The sequence below is a fragment of the Ancylobacter lacus genome (genome assembly GCF_018390635.1).
Classification (GTDB): Bacteria; Pseudomonadota; Alphaproteobacteria; order Rhizobiales; family Xanthobacteraceae; genus Ancylobacter; species Ancylobacter lacus.
On the sequence record NZ_JAHBGE010000072.1, the window covers coordinates 173,282 to 189,226 of the forward strand.

General features: G+C 64.8%; 19 protein-coding genes. All 19 read left to right on the forward strand.

Annotated elements, in window-relative coordinates:
* Positions 1-103: 103 nt before the first annotated feature.
* The 19 genes from rpoC to rplE all read left to right on the forward strand — a co-directional run bounded on the left by rpoC (position 104) and on the right by rplE (position 15,943).
* Positions 104-4,294 carry a DNA-directed RNA polymerase subunit beta' gene (gene rpoC / locus KHC27_RS17960; protein WP_213340761.1) on the forward strand — a complete coding sequence of 1,397 codons (4,191 nt, stop codon included), beginning with the start codon at positions 104-106 and terminating at the stop codon, positions 4,292-4,294.
* Between the two features lie 825 nt (positions 4,295-5,119).
* A complete protein-coding gene (rpsL, locus tag KHC27_RS17965) occupies positions 5,120-5,491 on the forward strand; it encodes a 30S ribosomal protein S12 (protein ID WP_018390597.1) in 372 nt (123 codons plus the stop codon).
* An 11-nt stretch (positions 5,492-5,502) separates the two neighbouring features.
* Positions 5,503-5,973, forward strand: coding sequence for a 30S ribosomal protein S7 (rpsG, locus tag KHC27_RS17970; RefSeq protein ID WP_213340762.1), 471 nt, complete (start codon positions 5,503-5,505; stop codon positions 5,971-5,973).
* Positions 5,974-6,000: 27 nt separating this feature from the next.
* Complete coding sequence (fusA, locus tag KHC27_RS17975; protein ID WP_213340763.1) at positions 6,001-8,076, forward strand: elongation factor G; 2,076 nt, start codon at positions 6,001-6,003, stop codon at positions 8,074-8,076.
* A 65-nt stretch (positions 8,077-8,141) separates the two neighbouring features.
* Positions 8,142-9,332: an elongation factor Tu gene (gene tuf / locus KHC27_RS17980; RefSeq protein WP_213340753.1), complete on the forward strand. Its 1,191-nt coding sequence runs from the start codon at positions 8,142-8,144 to the stop codon at positions 9,330-9,332.
* Between the two features lie 114 nt (positions 9,333-9,446).
* A complete protein-coding gene (rpsJ, locus tag KHC27_RS17985; RefSeq protein WP_170010341.1) occupies positions 9,447-9,755 on the forward strand; it encodes a 30S ribosomal protein S10 in 309 nt (102 codons plus the stop codon).
* A gap of 23 nt (positions 9,756-9,778) precedes the next feature.
* Entirely contained in the window at positions 9,779-10,522 is a 744-nt protein-coding gene (gene rplC, locus KHC27_RS17990; protein WP_213340764.1) for a 50S ribosomal protein L3, read from the forward strand.
* Positions 10,522-11,142: a 50S ribosomal protein L4 gene (rplD, locus tag KHC27_RS17995; protein WP_213340765.1), complete on the forward strand. Its 621-nt coding sequence runs from the start codon at positions 10,522-10,524 to the stop codon at positions 11,140-11,142. The genes rplC and rplD overlap by 1 nt, the downstream gene beginning before the upstream one ends.
* Positions 11,139-11,435, forward strand: coding sequence for a 50S ribosomal protein L23 (locus KHC27_RS18000; RefSeq protein WP_213340766.1), 297 nt, complete (start codon positions 11,139-11,141; stop codon positions 11,433-11,435). Before rplD ends, KHC27_RS18000 begins: the two co-directional genes overlap by 4 nt.
* 23 nt (positions 11,436-11,458) lie before the next feature.
* Positions 11,459-12,292 (forward strand): 50S ribosomal protein L2, encoded by an 834-nt coding sequence (gene rplB, locus KHC27_RS18005; RefSeq protein ID WP_213340767.1) that lies wholly within the window; start codon positions 11,459-11,461, stop codon positions 12,290-12,292.
* Between the two features lie 17 nt (positions 12,293-12,309).
* Positions 12,310-12,588 (forward strand): 30S ribosomal protein S19, encoded by a 279-nt coding sequence (gene rpsS, locus KHC27_RS18010; protein WP_213340768.1) that lies wholly within the window; start codon positions 12,310-12,312, stop codon positions 12,586-12,588.
* A gap of 11 nt (positions 12,589-12,599) precedes the next feature.
* On the forward strand, positions 12,600-12,980 hold the full coding sequence (gene rplV / locus KHC27_RS18015) for a 50S ribosomal protein L22 (RefSeq protein ID WP_213340769.1): 381 nt from the start codon (positions 12,600-12,602) through the stop codon (positions 12,978-12,980).
* A complete protein-coding gene (gene rpsC, locus KHC27_RS18020; RefSeq protein WP_213340770.1) occupies positions 12,980-13,687 on the forward strand; it encodes a 30S ribosomal protein S3 in 708 nt (235 codons plus the stop codon). Before rplV ends, rpsC begins: the two co-directional genes overlap by 1 nt.
* A 28-nt stretch (positions 13,688-13,715) precedes the next feature.
* Complete coding sequence (gene rplP / locus KHC27_RS18025; RefSeq protein ID WP_213340771.1) at positions 13,716-14,129, forward strand: 50S ribosomal protein L16; 414 nt, start codon at positions 13,716-13,718, stop codon at positions 14,127-14,129.
* A gap of 10 nt (positions 14,130-14,139) precedes the next feature.
* Positions 14,140-14,349 carry a 50S ribosomal protein L29 gene (gene rpmC / locus KHC27_RS18030; RefSeq protein WP_213340772.1) on the forward strand — a complete coding sequence of 70 codons (210 nt, stop codon included), beginning with the start codon at positions 14,140-14,142 and terminating at the stop codon, positions 14,347-14,349.
* Positions 14,350-14,359: 10 nt separating this feature from the next.
* Positions 14,360-14,608 (forward strand): 30S ribosomal protein S17, encoded by a 249-nt coding sequence (rpsQ, locus tag KHC27_RS18035; protein WP_213340773.1) that lies wholly within the window; start codon positions 14,360-14,362, stop codon positions 14,606-14,608.
* A 99-nt stretch (positions 14,609-14,707) separates the two neighbouring features.
* Positions 14,708-15,076: a 50S ribosomal protein L14 gene (gene rplN, locus KHC27_RS18040; protein WP_029355712.1), complete on the forward strand. Its 369-nt coding sequence runs from the start codon at positions 14,708-14,710 to the stop codon at positions 15,074-15,076.
* The gene (rplX, locus tag KHC27_RS18045) at positions 15,076-15,393 is read left to right on the forward strand and encodes a 50S ribosomal protein L24 (RefSeq protein WP_213340774.1); all 318 of its coding nucleotides are present in this window, start codon (positions 15,076-15,078) and stop codon (positions 15,391-15,393) included. Before rplN ends, rplX begins: the two co-directional genes overlap by 1 nt.
* A complete protein-coding gene (rplE, locus tag KHC27_RS18050; protein ID WP_213340775.1) occupies positions 15,386-15,943 on the forward strand; it encodes a 50S ribosomal protein L5 in 558 nt (185 codons plus the stop codon). Before rplX ends, rplE begins: the two co-directional genes overlap by 8 nt.
* The last annotated feature ends 2 nt before the right edge of the window (positions 15,944-15,945 follow it).

Below are 15,945 nucleotides of genomic sequence, written 5' to 3' on the forward strand. Positions count from 1 at the left end.
GCGCCGGCGGCGTCCGCATCCATCATTGCGTCACACAGACTTTTTCCAGCGACACTGAAAGCCCATGGCGGCGGGCGCGGTGTCCGAGCCGAAGGAGACGGCGATGAATCAAGAGGTGATGAATCTCTTCAATCCGGCAGCTCCCGCGCCCACGTTCGATCAGATCAAGATCTCGATCGCGAGCCCGGAGAAGATCGCGTCGTGGTCTTTCGGCGAGATCAAGAAGCCGGAAACCATCAACTACCGGACGTTCAAGCCGGAGCGTGATGGCCTGTTCTGCGCGCGCATCTTCGGCCCGATCAAGGACTACGAGTGCTTGTGCGGCAAGTACAAGCGCATGAAGTACAAGGGCATTATCTGCGAGAAGTGCGGCGTCGAGGTCACCCTCTCGCGCGTGCGCCGCGAGCGCATGGGCCACATCGAGCTGGCCGCCCCTGTCGCGCACATCTGGTTCCTGAAGTCGCTGCCGAGCCGCATCGGCCTGCTGCTCGACATGACGCTCAAGGACCTCGAGCGCATCCTGTACTTCGAATATTACTGCGTCATCGAGCCGGGCCTCACCCCGCTGAAGGAGCGTCAGCTCCTCTCGGAGGAGGACTATCTGCGGGCGCAGGAAGAGTATGGCGAGGACAGCTTCACCGCGCTGATCGGCGCGGAGGCCATCCGCGAGATTCTGCGCGGCATGGACCTCGAGCAGATCGCGGCGAACCTGCGCAAGGAGATCGCCGAGGCCACCACCGAGCTGAAGCCGAAGAAGCTCGCCAAGCGGCTGAAGATCGTCGAGGCCTTCCAGCAGTCCGGCAACAAGCCGGAATGGATGATCCTGACCCATGTACCCGTCATCCCGCCGGACCTGCGCCCGCTGGTTCCGCTGGACGGCGGCCGCTTCGCCACGTCCGACCTCAACGACCTGTACCGCCGCGTCATCAACCGCAACAACCGCCTGAAGCGGCTGATCGAGCTGAAGGCGCCGGACATCATCATCCGCAACGAGAAGCGCATGCTTCAGGAAGCGGTCGATGCGCTGTTCGACAATGGTCGCCGCGGCCGCGTCATCACGGGCGCCAACAAGCGCCCGCTGAAGTCGCTCGCCGACATGCTCAAGGGCAAGCAGGGCCGCTTCCGCCAGAACCTGCTCGGCAAGCGCGTCGACTATTCCGGCCGTTCGGTGATCGTGGTGGGTCCCGAGCTGAAGCTGCACCAGTGCGGCCTGCCGAAGAAGATGGCGCTGGAGCTGTTCAAGCCCTTCATCTATTCGCGTCTCGACGCGAAGGGCCTGAGCGCGACCGTGAAGCAGGCGAAGAAGCTCGTCGAGAAGGAGCGTCCCGAGGTGTGGGACATCCTCGACGAGGTGATCCGCGAGCATCCGGTGATGCTGAACCGCGCGCCGACCCTGCACCGGCTCGGCATCCAGGCGTTCGAGCCGACCCTCATCGAGGGCAAGGCGATCCAGCTTCACCCGCTGGTCTGCGCCGCCTTCAACGCGGACTTCGACGGCGACCAGATGGCGGTGCACGTGCCGCTGTCCATCGAGGCGCAGCTCGAGGCGCGCGTCCTGATGATGTCGACCAACAACATCCTGCACCCCGCGAACGGCGCGCCGATCATCGTGCCCTCGCAGGACATCGTGCTGGGCCTCTACTACCTCACCATGATGCGCGACGGCGAGCCCGGCGAGGGCATGGCCTTCGCCAATATGGGCGAGATCGACCACGCGCTCGCGGCGAAGGTCATCACCCTGCACACCAAGGTGCGCGGGCGCTATGTCGGCGTGGATGAGAACGGCAACCCCGCCTCGAAGATCTACGAGACCACCCCGGGCCGGATGAAGCTCGGCGAGCTGCTGCCGAAGACGGTCAAGACTCCCTTCGACGTCGTCAACAAGCTGATGACGAAGAAGGAAATCTCGAACATGATCGACACCGTCTACCGCCACTGCGGTCAGAAGGAGACGGTCATCTTCTGCGACCGGATCATGTCGCTGGGCTTCCACAACGCCTTCCGCGCCGGCATCTCCTTCGGCAAGGACGACATGGTCGTCCCCGCCAAGAAGTGGGAGCTGGTGGAGGAAACCCGTACCCTGACGAAGGAGTACGAGCAGCAGTACAATGACGGCCTGATCACCCAGGGCGAGAAGTACAACAAGGTCGTCGATGCGTGGGGCAAGTGCACTGATCGCATCGCCGAGGAGATGATGCGCGAAATCTCGTCGGTCAAGAAAGACCCCAAGACCGGCCGGGACAAGCAGATCAACTCGATCTACATGATGTCGCACTCGGGGGCGCGCGGTTCGCCGGCCCAGATGCGCCAGCTCGCCGCCATGCGCGGCCTGATGGCCAAGCCCTCGGGCGAGATCATCGAGAGCCCGATCATCTCGAACTTCAAGGAAGGCCTGTCGGTTCTGGAGTACTTCAACTCCACCCACGGCGCCCGCAAGGGCCTCGCCGACACCGCCCTGAAGACCGCGAATTCGGGCTACCTGACCCGTCGACTGGTCGACGTGGCGCAGGACAGCATCATCACGACCGTGGATTGCGGCAGCTCCAACGGCATCAAGATGCGCGCCATCGTCGATGCGGGCCAGATCGTGGCCTCGCTCGGCTCGCGCGTCCTGGGCCGTACCGCGGCGGAAGACGTGATTGAGCCGGCGACCGGCAACGTCATCGTCCCGACCGGGCGGATGATCGAGGAGGCTGATGTCGAGCGCATCACCAAGTCGGGCATCCAGGAGATCAAGATCCGCTCGGTTCTGACCTGCGAAGCCAAGAACGGCGTGTGCGGCACCTGCTACGGCCGCGACCTCGCGCGCGGCACGCCGGTGAACATGGGTGAGGCCGTGGGCGTCATCGCCGCCCAGTCGATCGGCGAGCCGGGTACGCAGCTGACCATGCGCACCTTCCACATCGGCGGCGCCGCCACGCTGGCGGATTCCTCCTTCGTGGAATCGAACTTCGAAGGCAGCGTGCGCATCCGCAACCGCAACGTCGCCCGCAACTCGGACGGCGAGCTGATCGCGATGAGCCGCAACCTCTCGGTCGTCATCGTCGATCACGACGGGACGACGGAGCGCGCGGTGCACCGCATCCAGTTCGGCGCCAAGCTGAAGGTGGATGAGGGCGACTCCATCAAGCGCGGCCAGCGCATCGCGGAGTGGGACCCCTACACCCGCCCGATCCTGACCGAGGTCGACGGCACCGTCGGCTTCGAGGATCTGGTCGAAGGCGCGTCCATGAGCGAGTCGGTCGACGAATCGACCGGCATCGCCAAGCGCGTCGTCACCGACTGGCGGACGGGTCGCGGCACCGAGCTGCGTCCGGCCATCGTCGTGCGCGGCTCGGACGGCAAGCCGGCCAAGCTGGCGCGTGGCGGCGAGGCCCGCTACGCGCTGCCGGTCGAGGCGATCATCTCGGTCGATCCGGGCTCCACGACCCGGGCCGGCGACGTGCTCGCCCGCGTGCCGATGGAAAGCGCCAAGACCCGCGACATCACCGGCGGTCTGCCGCGGGTGGCGGAGCTGTTCGAGGCGCGGCGGCCGAAGGATGCGGCGATCATCGCCGAAATCGCCGGCACCATCCGCTTCGGCAAGGACTACAAGAACAAGCGCCGCGTCACCATTGAGCCGCAGGACTCCAACGACGATCAGGTCGAGTACCTCATCCCGAAGGGCAAGCACATCCATCTGCAGGATGGCGACCTCGTCGAGAAGGGTGACTTCATCGTCGACGGCAACCCGGCGCCGCACGACATCCTGGCCATCAAGGGCGTCGAGGAACTCGCCGCCTATCTCGTCAACGAGATCCAGGAGGTCTACCGGCTGCAGGGCGTGCTCATCAACGACAAGCACATCGAGGTGATCGTTCGCCAGATGCTGCAGAAGGTCGAGATCGACGACGCCGGTGACACCGAGCTGCTCACCAACGAGCAGGTCGACGTCAGCGAGCTCGACGAGATCAACACGGCCATGATCGCCGAGGGCAAGAAGCCCGCGTCCGGTCACCCGGTTCTGCTCGGCATCACCAAGGCGAGCCTGCAGACGCGCTCCTTCATCTCCGCCGCCTCCTTCCAGGAGACGACGCGGGTGCTGACGGAGGCCGCGGTCAACGGCAAGACCGACGACCTCGGCGGCCTGAAGGAGAACGTCATCGTCGGCCGGCTGATCCCGGCCGGCACCGGCGCCCAGATGGCGAAGCTTCGCGTGACCGCGACGACCCGCGACGACCTCATCCTCGCCCAGAACGAGCAGGACGTGGACACCTCGGCGCCGGCGATCGAAGGCCCCGCCGCCGCGGAGTGACGCCGCTTCCGCGCTGTCGCCGATCGGCATGTCGATGAGAGAGGCCGCCCCTTGCCGGGGCGGCCTCTTGTTTTTGGGTTAGGGGAGGGCGCCTGTCCCGGCGGGGCCAGCTCGGGTCGCCGGCGCCGACCGGGATGGGCGACACCTGCGGCGTGTTCTTCCGGCGCCGAGCCGCCGTTCCCCCGGTAACGATTCGGTAAGGTGGCTGCAGTAGCTGGGACAGGGACAAACGGCGTATCGGTTGCCGGCTGTCACCTCTGTGCCCCGGGAGACGCACCCGTGGCATGTTCCGGCGATCGCCCGCGGTACCCCCGCCGGTGCCGTAGCGCGGCCGCTGCAGGGGCTGCAGGCCCCTTCCGTGCCCCGATGAGGATGGCGCGGTCGACACGAGGGTCGGCGGCGCCCGGACCCCGCCCGGAATCGGGCGAGCGGCCGTCCCTCATGTCGTTCCGGTAACGAACGGGGTTGACTTCTACCGAGTCGCCACGTAGAAGGCCGGGACTTTCGCGGCAGGCCAGTCAGTGTTGCCGTGTTCGGGCGCCCAGTCCGGACAGAGAACGCTGAGACGCTGCCGGAACGCAAGCATGACCAAAGCAGGCGCATGATCGCGCCGCCGGGCCGCAAGGCACATGGCGTGATCCTCTGAACGTGCAGCGCCCTCGGCTTCCGGCCGGCGGCGCTTATTTCGTTCGTAGCCATGCTGGACATGTCAGGGCATGCAGGTCGTGCCCGTTCCGGACCGACGAAAACTGAATGCGGTTGCGGCCGCGGAAATGGGTTCGCGCGGGGCTTGCTCCCGTCGCAACAGAGACGAAGGCGAGAGACGTGCCGACGATCAACCAGCTGATCCGCAAGCCGCGGGAAGCCCAGAAGGCCCGGAACAAGGTTCCGGCGCTGCAGGCCAGCCCGCAGAAGCGTGGTGTTTGCACCCGCGTTTACACCACCACCCCGAAGAAGCCGAACTCGGCGCTTCGTAAGGTGGCCAAGGTTCGCCTGACCAATGGCTATGAAGTCATTGGTTATATCCCGGGTGAAGGCCACAACCTTCAGGAGCACTCCGTGGTGATGATCCGCGGCGGCCGCGTGAAGGACCTTCCGGGCGTTCGCTACCACATCCTGCGTGGCGTGCTCGACACCCAGGGCGTCAAGAATCGTAAGCAGCGCCGTTCGAAGTACGGCGCCAAGCGGCCGAAGTGAGGATCTGAACGATGTCCCGTCGTCACCGCGCAGAGCGTCGCGAAGTCACCCCGGATCCGAAGTTCGGCAGCGAAGTGCTGAGCCGGTTCATGAACGCCGTCATGTATGACGGCAAGAAGTCGGTTGCCGAAACCATCGTGTACGGCGCGCTCGACATCGTCGAGACCCGCGCGAAGGCGGAGCCGCTCGGGGTCTTCACGCAGGCTCTCGACAATGTGAGCCCCTCGATCGAGGTGCGCTCCCGCCGCGTCGGCGGCGCGACCTACCAGGTTCCGGTCGAAGTCCGCCCGGAGCGCCGGCAGGCTCTCGCCATCCGCTGGCTCATCACCGCGGCGCGTGCCCGCAACGAGAAGACCATGGTGGAGCGCCTGTCGGGCGAGCTGCTGGACGCTTCCAACAACCGCGGCACCGCGGTGAAGAAGCGTGAAGACACCCATCGTATGGCGGAGGCGAACCGCGCCTTCTCTCACTATCGCTGGTGATGACGAAAGCCGGGACGAGGAACTGACATGTCGCGCACGCATGCCATCGAGGACTACCGCAACTTCGGCATCATGGCCCACATTGATGCCGGCAAGACCACGACCACCGAGCGGATCCTCTACTACACGGGCAAGAGCCACAAGATCGGCGAAGTCCATGACGGCGCCGCCACCATGGACTGGATGACCCAGGAGCAGGAGCGCGGCATCACGATCACGTCGGCCGCGACGACCGCGTTCTGGCACGGCAAGCGTCTGAACATCATCGACACGCCCGGCCACGTCGACTTCACCATCGAGGTCGAGCGTTCGCTGCGCGTGCTGGATGGTGCGGTGTGCGTGCTCGACGGCAACCAGGGTGTGGAGCCGCAGACCGAGACGGTGTGGCGCCAGGCCGACAAGTACAACGTTCCCCGCATCGTGTTCGTCAACAAGATGGACAAGACCGGCGCGGATTTCTATCGCTGCGTCGACATGATCGTGGATCGCGTCGCCGGCAACCCGGTGTGCTGCCAGCTCCCGATCGGTTCCGAGTCCAACTTCAAGGGCGTGATCGATCTCGTCCGCATGAAGGCGGTCGTCTGGGACAATGAAGAGCTGGGCGCGAAGTACCACGACGAGGAAATCCCGGCCGATCTCGCCGAGAAGGCCGTCGAGTATCGCGGCAAGCTGATCGAGGCAGCGGTCGAGCTCGACGACGAGGCGCTGACGAACTACCTCGAAGGCATCGAGCCGGACGAGGCGACCCTGAAGGCGCTGATCCGCAAGGCCGTCATCGGCCGCGTGTTCAACCCGGTGTTCTGCGGCTCGGCCTTCAAGAACAAGGGCGTGCAGCCCCTGCTCGACGCGGTCGTGGATTTCCTGCCGTCGCCGATCGATCGCGGCGCGATCAAGGGCATCGACTTCAACACCGAGGAAGAGACCGACCGCAAGCCGTCGGACTCCGAGCCGCTGTCGGTCCTCGCCTTCAAGATCATGGACGACCCCTTCGTCGGCACCATCACCTTCTGCCGCGTCTACTCGGGCAAGCTCGAGACCGGCATGGGCCTGCTGAACTCGACGCGCGACAAGCGCGAGCGTGTCGGCCGGATGCTGCTGATGCACGCGAACAACCGCGAGGACATCAAGGAGGCCTATGCCGGCGACATCGTCGCCCTGGCCGGCCTCAAGGAAGTCCGCACCGGCGACACGCTGTGCGATCCGGCGAAGCCCGTGATCCTCGAGAAGATGGAGTTCCCGGAACCCGTCATCGAGATCGCGATCGAGCCGAAGTCGAAGGCCGACCAGGAGAAGCTGGGCATCGCCCTGTCGAAGCTGGCCGCCGAGGACCCGTCCTTCCGCGTGTCCACCGATCACGAGAGCGGCCAGACCATCCTCAAGGGGATGGGCGAACTGCACCTCGACATCAAGGTCGACATCCTGAAGCGGACCTACAAGGTCGACGCCAACATCGGCGCGCCGCAGGTGGCCTATCGCGAGACGATCACCCGCAAGACCGAGATCGATTACACCCACAAGAAGCAGACCGGCGGTACCGGCCAGTTCGCCCGGGTGAAGTTCACGGTCGAGCCGAACGAGGTCGGCAAGGGCTTCGCGTTCGACAGCGCCATCGTCGGTGGCGCGGTGCCGAAGGAGTATATCCCCGGCGTGACCAAGGGCCTCGAGAGCGTGCTGGGTTCCGGCGTGCTGGCGGGCTTCCCGGTGGTCGACGTCAAGGTGACGCTGATCGACGGTGCCTACCACGAAGTCGACTCGTCGGCGCTCGCCTTCGAAATCGCGTCCCGCGCGGCCTTCCGCGAGGCTCTGCAGAAGGGCGGTGCCGTCCTGCTCGAGCCGATCATGAAGGTCGAGGTGGTGACGCCCGAAGACTACACCGGCTCGGTCATCGGCGACCTGAATTCCCGCCGCGGCCAGATCCAGGGCCAGGACATGCGGGGCAACGCGAACGTCATCAACGCGATGGTGCCGCTTGCCAACATGTTCGGCTACGTCAACACGCTGCGTTCCTTCAGCCAGGGCCGCGCGACTTTCACCATGCAGTTCGACCACTACGAGCAGGTGCCGTCGAACGTCGCTCAGGAGGTTCAGGCCAAGTACGCGTGAGCGTCGGCCTGAATTCCTGGACGAGCAGTCAACAACATTCGCCTTACTGACCGACGGAGAGTCCCGTGGCCAAAGAGAAATTCAACCGTTCGAAGCCGCACTGCAACATTGGCACGATTGGCCATGTTGACCATGGCAAGACGTCGCTGACGGCAGCGATCACGAAGGTTTTGGCCGAGGCGGGCGGCGCGACGTTCACCGCTTACGACCAGATTGACAAGGCGCCGGAAGAGAAGGCGCGCGGCATCACGATCTCGACGGCGCATGTCGAGTACGAGACGCCGAACCGTCACTACGCGCATGTGGACTGCCCCGGCCACGCCGACTACGTGAAGAACATGATCACGGGCGCGGCGCAGATGGACGGTGCGATCCTTGTGGTTTCGGCGGCGGACGGCCCGATGCCGCAGACCCGCGAGCACATCCTTCTGGCCCGCCAGGTCGGCGTTCCCGCGCTGGTGGTGTTCCTGAACAAGTGCGACATGGTCGACGACGAGGAGCTTCTCGAGCTGGTCGAGCTCGAGGTTCGCGAGCTGCTGTCGAAGTACGACTTCCCGGGCGACGACATCCCGATCATCCGCGGTTCGGCGCTGGTGGCGCTTGAGAATGGCGATGCCAAGCTCGGCCATGACGCGATCCTCGAGCTGATGAAGGCGGTCGACGCCTACATCCCGCAGCCGGAGCGCCCGATCGACCTGCCGTTCCTGATGCCGATCGAGGACGTGTTCTCGATCTCGGGCCGCGGCACGGTGGTGACGGGCCGCGTCGAGCGCGGGATCATCAAGGTTGGCGAGGAAGTCGAGATCGTCGGCATCCGTCCGACGGTGAAGACGACGGTGACCGGCGTCGAGATGTTCCGCAAGCTGCTGGACCAGGGCCAGGCGGGCGACAATGTCGGCGTGCTGCTGCGCGGCACCAAGCGCGAGGACGTTGAGCGCGGCCAGGTCGTGTGCAAGCCGGGTTCGGTGAAGCCGCACACCAAGTTCAAGGCCGAGGCGTACATCCTGACGAAGGAAGAGGGCGGGCGTCACACCCCGTTCTTCACGAACTACCGCCCGCAGTTCTACTTCCGGACGACGGACGTGACCGGCATCGTGACGCTGCCGGAAGGCACGGAAATGGTGATGCCGGGCGACAACATCACGGTGGACGTGGCGCTGATCGTGCCGATCGCGATGGAAGAGAAGCTGCGCTTCGCCATCCGTGAAGGCGGCCGCACCGTCGGCGCCGGCGTCGTCGCCTCGATCATCGAGTGACGCAAAGAACGTGAGGGGCGCTCGGCCAGCGTCGTGCGCCCCTTTTTCGTGGAGCTCGTTGTGAGCCCCATCGGCGAGCCCGCAAGTGGCCACCCTCTGGGAGCCTGAAGAAAAATGAACGGCCAGAACATCCGAATCCGCCTCAAGGCGTTCGACCATCGTATCCTGGACGCCTCGACGCGCGAGATCGTGAACACGGCCAAGCGCACCGGCGCTCAGGTCCGCGGCCCGATTCCGCTGCCGACGCGGATCGAGAGGTTCACGGTCAACCGCTCGCCCCACGTGGATAAGAAGTCTCGTGAACAGTTCGAGATGCGCACCCATAAGCGCCTCCTCGACATAGTCGACCCGACGCCCCAGACGGTGGACGCGCTGATGAAGCTCGACCTCGCCGCCGGCGTCGACGTCGAGATCAAGCTCTGAGTTGAAGGCGAGGGGACACGGCCATGCGGTCAGGCGTCATCGCCCAGAAGGTCGGAATGACCCGCATCTTCAATGATGCAGGTGAGCACATTCCGGTCACTGTGCTGAAAGTCGATAATTGCCAGGTGGTTGCCCACCGTACGCTGGACAAGAACGGCTATGTCGCCGTTCAGCTCGGTGTCGGTCAGGCGAAGCCTCAGAACACCACGCGCGCCATGCGCGGCCATTTCGCGGTCGCTCAGGTGGAGCCCAAGCGGAAGCTCGCCGAGTTCCGCGTCGAGGAAGACGGGCTGATCCCGGTCGGCGCCGAGCTGACGGTCGATCATTTCGTCGTCGGCCAGTTCGTCGACGTGACCGGCACCTCGACCGGCAAGGGCTTCGCCGGTGGCATGAAGCGGCACAATTTCGGTGGTCTGCGCGCCACCCACGGTGTGTCGATCTCCCACCGTTCGATCGGTTCTACCGGCGGTCGTCAGGACCCCGGCAAGACCTTCAAGAACAAGAAGATGCCCGGTCACATGGGCGTCGAGACCGTGACCACCCAGAACCTCAAGGTCGTGCTGACGGATGTCGAGCGTGGCCTGATCGCGGTCGAGGGTGCGGTGCCCGGCCACAAGGGTGGCTGGATCATCGTCGCGGACGCGGTGAAGAAGAAGCTGCCTGCCGACGCGCCGAAGCCGGGCAAGTTCCGGATTCCGGGCGAGGCGAGCGAGGCCACCGAGTCCGACGCGGCTCCGGCTGAAGCCACTGCCGAGGAGGGCGTGTGATGGAACTCGCCGTCAAGACTCTCGAGGGAACCGACGCCGGTTCCGTCACCCTGTCGGACGAGATCTTCGGTCTCGAACCGCGCCAGGACATACTGCACCGCTGCGTGGTGTGGCAGCTGTCGCGCCGCCAGGCGGGCACGCACCAGACCCTGTCCCGTGCTGACGTCAACCGCACCAAGCGGAAGATGTACAAGCAGAAGGGCACCGGCGGCGCGCGTCACGGCGCGGCTTCCGCCCCGCAGTTCCGCGGCGGCGCGAAGGCGTTCGGCCCGGTCCAGCGCAGCCACGCCTCGGACCTTCCCAAGAAGGTCCGCGCCCTGGCGCTGAAGCACGCGCTGTCGAGCAAGGCTAAGGACCAGCAGATAATCGTCCTCGACGATGCCAAGCTGGCCGAGCCCAAGACGAAGCTGCTCAAGGAGCGGCTGGCGGGTCTCGGCCTGTCGAACGCGCTCGTCATCTCGGGTGCCGAGGTCGATCTCAACTTTGGGCTCGCCTCGCGCAACATCGGCCATTTCGACGTGCTGCCGGTCCAGGGCATCAACGTCTACGACATCCTTCGCCGTCAGACCCTGGTGCTGACCAAGGCGGCTGTCGATGCGCTGGAGGCGCGCTTCAAATGAGTCTCGATCCGCGCCACTACGACGTGATCGTGTCCCCGGTGATCACCGAGAAGGCCACGACCGCGTCCGAGCACAACCAGGTCGTCTTCAAGGTTGCTCTGACGGCTACCAAGCCGCAGATCAAGGAGGCGGTCGAGAAGCTCTTCGACGTCAAGGTGAAGAGCGTGAACACGCTGGTCCGCAAGGGGAAGACCAAGGTCTTCAAGGGCCGCAAGGGCGTGCAGAACGACGTGAAGAAGGCGGTCGTGACCCTCGTCGAGGGACACACCATCGACATCACGACGGGTCTGTGAGCCGGACCTAAGGGGACAGAGACATGGCGCTCAAGACCTTCAAGCCGGTGACGCCGAGCCTTCGTCAGCTCGTGATTGTCGACCGCTCCGGCCTCTACAAGGGCAAGCCGGTCAAGACCCTCACCGAGGGCAAGACCGAGTCCGGCGGCCGCAACAATCTCGGCCGCGTGACGGTTCGCTTTCGCGGCGGCGGACACAAGCAGACCTACCGCGTGGTGGACTTCAAGCGCGCCAAGCGCGACGTCCCCGCCGTGGTCGAACGGATCGAGTACGATCCGAACCGCACCGCCTTCATCGCCCTCATCAAGTATGAGGACGGCGAGCTGGCCTATATCCTGGCGCCGCAGCGCCTTGCCGTCGGTGACGCCGTCATCGCCGGCAAGAGCGTGGACGTGAAGCCGGGCAACGCGGCGCCGCTCGGCAATCTGCCGGTCGGCACCATCGTCCACAATGTGGAGCTGAAGATCGGCAAGGGCGGGCAGATCGCCCGTTCGGCCGGTTCCTATGCCCAGATCGTGGGCCGCGACCAGGGCTACGTGATCGTCCGCCTCAACTCGGGCGAGCAGCGTCTGGTCCATGGCGAGTGCTTCGGCACGGTGGGCGCGGTCTCGAACCCCGACCACATGAACACCAACCTCGGCAAGGCGGGGCGCAAGCGCTGGCTTGGCCGTCGTCCGCATAACCGCGGTGTCACCATGAACCCGGTCGATCACCCGCACGGCGGCGGCGAAGGCCGCACCTCGGGCGGTCGTCATCCGGTCACGCCCTGGGGCTTCCCCACCAAGGGCAAGAAGACCCGGAAGAACAAGCAGACCGGCAAGTTCATCGTGTCGAGCCGGCACGCACGCAAGAAGTGAGCGAGGGAACCTGAAGAATGTCTCGTTCGGTCTGGAAAGGTCCGTTCGTCGACGGCTACCTCCTCAAGAAGGCGGAAGCCGCTCGCACCTCCGGGCGCCATGACGTGATCAAGATCTGGAGCCGCCGCTCCACGATTCTGCCCCAGTTCGTGGGCGTCACGTTCGGCGTCTATAATGGCAACAAGCACGTCCCCGTTTCGGTGAACGAGGACATGGTCGGCCACAAGTTCGGCGAGTTCGCCCCGACCCGTACCTATTACGGGCACGCGGCGGACAAGAAGGCCAAGCGGAAGTAGAGGCAAGCACCATGGGTAAGGCAGCTCGTCCGCGCGCGCTCGCGGATACGGAAGCCAAGGCGGTTGCGCGGAATCTCCGCATCAGCCCCCAGAAGCTCAATCTCGTCGCCGGCCTCATCCGGGGCAAGAAGGTCGCGACGGCACTCGCCGACCTTCAGTTCTCGCGCAAGCGTATCGCTGGCGACGTGAAGAAGGTCCTGGAGTCGGCCATCGCCAATGCCGAGAACAACCATGAGCTGGACGTCGACGATCTCATCGTCGCCGAGGCGCATGTCGGCAAGGGCATCGTCATGAAGCGTTTCGCCGCGCGCGCCCGTGGTCGGGCCAGCCGCATCGAAAAGCCGTTCTCGCACATCACCATCGTCGTGCGTGAAGTCGGGGAGAAGGCCTGATGGGTCAGAAGGTCAATCCGGTCGGGCTGCGTCTCGGCATCAACCGCACCTGGGACTCGCGCTGGTTCGCGGGCAAGGGTGAGTACGGCCAGCTGCTGCACGAAGACATCAAGATCCGCGACATGCTGATGAAGCTGCTGAAGCAGGCGGCGGTCAGCAAGGTCGTGATCGAGCGTCCGCACAAGAAGTGCCGCGTCACCATCCACTCGGCCCGTCCGGGCGTGGTGATCGGCAAGAAGGGCGCGGACATCGAGAAGCTCCGCAAGAAGGTCGCCGAGATGACCAACTCGGAGGTCTTCATCAACATCGTCGAGATTCGGAAGCCCGAGATCGACGCCCGCCTGGTGGCCGAATCAATCGCCCAGCAGCTCGAGCGCCGCGTCGCTTTCCGCCGCGCGATGAAGCGTGCGGTGCAGTCCGCGATGCGTCTGGGCGCTGAAGGCATCCGCATCAACTGCTCCGGCCGCCTTGGCGGAGCGGAAATTGCGCGTCTCGAGTGGTATCGTGAAGGCCGCGTGCCGCTTCACACCTTGCGCGCCGACGTGGATTACGGTACTGCGACCGCCTTCACGACCTACGGCACCTGTGGTGTGAAGGTCTGGATCTTCAAGGGCGAAATCCTCGAGCACGATCCGATGGCGCAGGACAAGCGCCTCTCGGAGAACGAGCCGTCGGGTGGTCGCTCCTCGCGCCGCGACGCGGCGTGAGCAGTGAAAAAGGAATAAGAGGCGCGACATGCTGCAACCGAAGCGCACGAAGTTCCGCAAGCAGTTCAAGGGCCGCATCCACGGCACTGCGAAGGGCGGGACTGACCTCAATTTCGGCCAGTTCGGACTCAAGGCACTTGAGCCCGAGCGTGTGACCGCTCGTCAGATCGAAGCCGCGCGTCGCGCGCTCACCCGTCACATGAAGCGTGCGGGCCGGGTGTGGATCCGCGTGTTCCCGGACGTGCCGGTGTCGAAGAAGCCGACCGAAGTCCGCATGGGCAAGGGCAAGGGCGCGCCTGAATTCTGGGCCGCCAAGGTGAAGCCCGGCCGCATCATGTTCGAGATCGACGGCGTCAATCAGGAGACGGCCAAGGAAGCGCTGACGCTTGCGGCCGCCAAGCTCCCGATCAAGACCCGTTTCGTCGAACGCATCGCCGAGTGAGGAGGCAGGAATGACGAAGGCTTCCGATATTCGGACGAAGACGGTTGACGAGCTCGCGGACGAGCTTCTGTCGCTGAAGAAGGAGCAGTTCAACCTGCGCTTCCAGCGTGCGACCGGCCAGCTCGAGAACACCGCCCGGGTCCGCGAAGTCCGCCGCAGCATTGCGCGGATCAAGACGGTCCAGGCGCAGAAGGTCGCTTCGGCGGCCAAGGCGAAGTGAGGAGATAACGATGCCGAAGCGTTTGCTGCAGGGCGTCGTGGTGAGCGACAAGCAGGACAAGACCGTGGTGGTCCGGGTCGAGCGTCGTTTCACGCATCCGCTGCTGAAGAAGACCGTCCGCCGTTCCAAGAAGTATCACGCCCACGACGAGGCGAATTCCTGGAAGGAAGGCGACACAGTGTGGATCGAGGAGAGTCGTCCTCTTTCCAAGCTGAAGAACTGGATCGTGGTCCAGGGCGAGAAGCGGGTCGAGGTCTGAGGCTCTTCGGAGCCTTCGATCTTATTGGATTCCCGGAAACGGGGTTGAGGGTGCGCCGGTTCGCCGGGCGCGCGCATAATTACGAGAAAAAGGTGCGTCATGATCCAGATGCAGACCAATCTCGACGTGGCGGACAATTCCGGCGCGCGTCGCGTCATGTGCATCAAGGTGCTCGGCGGTTCCAAGCGTAAATACGCCCATGTCGGCGACATCATCGTGGTGTCGGTGAAAGAGGCGATTCCGCGCGGCCGCGTGAAGAAGGGCGACGTGATGAAGGCCGTGGTCGTTCGCACGGCCAAGGATATCCGTCGCGCCGATGGTTCCGTGATCCGTTTCGACCGCAATGCGGCCGTGCTGATCAACAACCAGAAGGAACCGGTCGGCACCCGCATCTTCGGGCCGGTGCCGCGCGAGCTTCGCGCGAAGAACCACATGAAGATCATTTCGCTGGCGCCGGAGGTGCTGTGATGGCCGCGAAAATCAAGAAGGGCGACAAGGTCGTCGTTCTCGCCGGCCGCGACAAGGGTCGCACCGGCGAGGTGTTCGAGGTGCTCCCGAAGGACGGCACCGCGCGCGTGCGCGGCGTCAACCTGGTGAAGCGGCACCAGCGGCAGAGCGCGAACCAGGAAGGCGGGATCATCTCCAAGGAGGCCCCGATCGACCTGTCCAATATCGCGATCGCCGATCCGAAGGACGGCAAGCCGACGCGCGTCGGTTTCCAGGTGCAGGCCGACGGCACGAAGGTGCGTGTGGCCAAGCGCTCGGGGGAGAAGATCGATGGCTGAGGTTACCTATATCCCGCGGCTCAAGTCCCATTACGAGGACGTTGTCCGCAAGGCGATGATCGAGCAGTTCGGCTACAAGAACGTCATGGAAGTGCCGGTCATCGACAAGATCGTCATCAACATGGGCGTGGGTGAAGCGACCGCCGACACCAAGAAGGTCCAGACCGCCGCCGGCGACCTCGCCATGATCGCCGGCCAGAAGCCGGTCATCACCCGGGCCCGCAAGGCGATCTCGAACTTCAAGCTGCGCGAGAACCAGCCGGTCGGCGCGAAGGTCACCCTTCGCAAGGTCCGCATGTACGAGTTCGTGGACCGGCTCGTGAACATCGCGCTGCCGCGCGTTCGCGACTTCCGCGGGCTGAACCCCAAGAGCTTCGACGGCCGCGGCAACTATGCCCTCGGCATCAAGGAGCACATCGTGTTCCCCGAGATCAACTACGACAAGGTTGATCAGATGTGGGGCATGGACATCATCGTCTGCACGACGGCGAAGACCGACGACGAGGCGCGCGCGCTTCTCAAGGCCTTCAATTTCCCGTTCCGGCAGTAAGC

Bases quoted from the DNA above. Each gene is read 5' to 3' on its own strand.
- rpoC (WP_213340761.1), top strand. From the start codon at position 104: ATGAATCAAGAGGTGATGAATCTCTTCAATCCGGCAGCTCCCGCGCCC.
- rpsG (WP_213340762.1), top strand. From the start codon at position 5,503: ATGTCCCGTCGTCACCGCGCAGAGCGTCGCGAAGTCACCCCGGATCCG.
- fusA (WP_213340763.1), top strand. From the start codon at position 6,001: ATGTCGCGCACGCATGCCATCGAGGACTACCGCAACTTCGGCATCATG.
- rpsJ (WP_170010341.1), top strand. From the start codon at position 9,447: ATGAACGGCCAGAACATCCGAATCCGCCTCAAGGCGTTCGACCATCGT.
- rplC (WP_213340764.1), top strand. From the start codon at position 9,779: ATGCGGTCAGGCGTCATCGCCCAGAAGGTCGGAATGACCCGCATCTTC.
- rplD (WP_213340765.1), top strand. From the start codon at position 10,522: ATGGAACTCGCCGTCAAGACTCTCGAGGGAACCGACGCCGGTTCCGTC.
- KHC27_RS18000 (WP_213340766.1), top strand. From the start codon at position 11,139: ATGAGTCTCGATCCGCGCCACTACGACGTGATCGTGTCCCCGGTGATC.
- rplB (WP_213340767.1), top strand. From the start codon at position 11,459: ATGGCGCTCAAGACCTTCAAGCCGGTGACGCCGAGCCTTCGTCAGCTC.
- rpsS (WP_213340768.1), top strand. From the start codon at position 12,310: ATGTCTCGTTCGGTCTGGAAAGGTCCGTTCGTCGACGGCTACCTCCTC.
- rplV (WP_213340769.1), top strand. From the start codon at position 12,600: ATGGGTAAGGCAGCTCGTCCGCGCGCGCTCGCGGATACGGAAGCCAAG.
- rpsC (WP_213340770.1), top strand. From the start codon at position 12,980: ATGGGTCAGAAGGTCAATCCGGTCGGGCTGCGTCTCGGCATCAACCGC.
- rplP (WP_213340771.1), top strand. From the start codon at position 13,716: ATGCTGCAACCGAAGCGCACGAAGTTCCGCAAGCAGTTCAAGGGCCGC.
- rpmC (WP_213340772.1), top strand. From the start codon at position 14,140: ATGACGAAGGCTTCCGATATTCGGACGAAGACGGTTGACGAGCTCGCG.
- rpsQ (WP_213340773.1), top strand. From the start codon at position 14,360: ATGCCGAAGCGTTTGCTGCAGGGCGTCGTGGTGAGCGACAAGCAGGAC.
- rplN (WP_029355712.1), top strand. From the start codon at position 14,708: ATGATCCAGATGCAGACCAATCTCGACGTGGCGGACAATTCCGGCGCG.
- rplX (WP_213340774.1), top strand. From the start codon at position 15,076: ATGGCCGCGAAAATCAAGAAGGGCGACAAGGTCGTCGTTCTCGCCGGC.
- rplE (WP_213340775.1), top strand. From the start codon at position 15,386: ATGGCTGAGGTTACCTATATCCCGCGGCTCAAGTCCCATTACGAGGAC.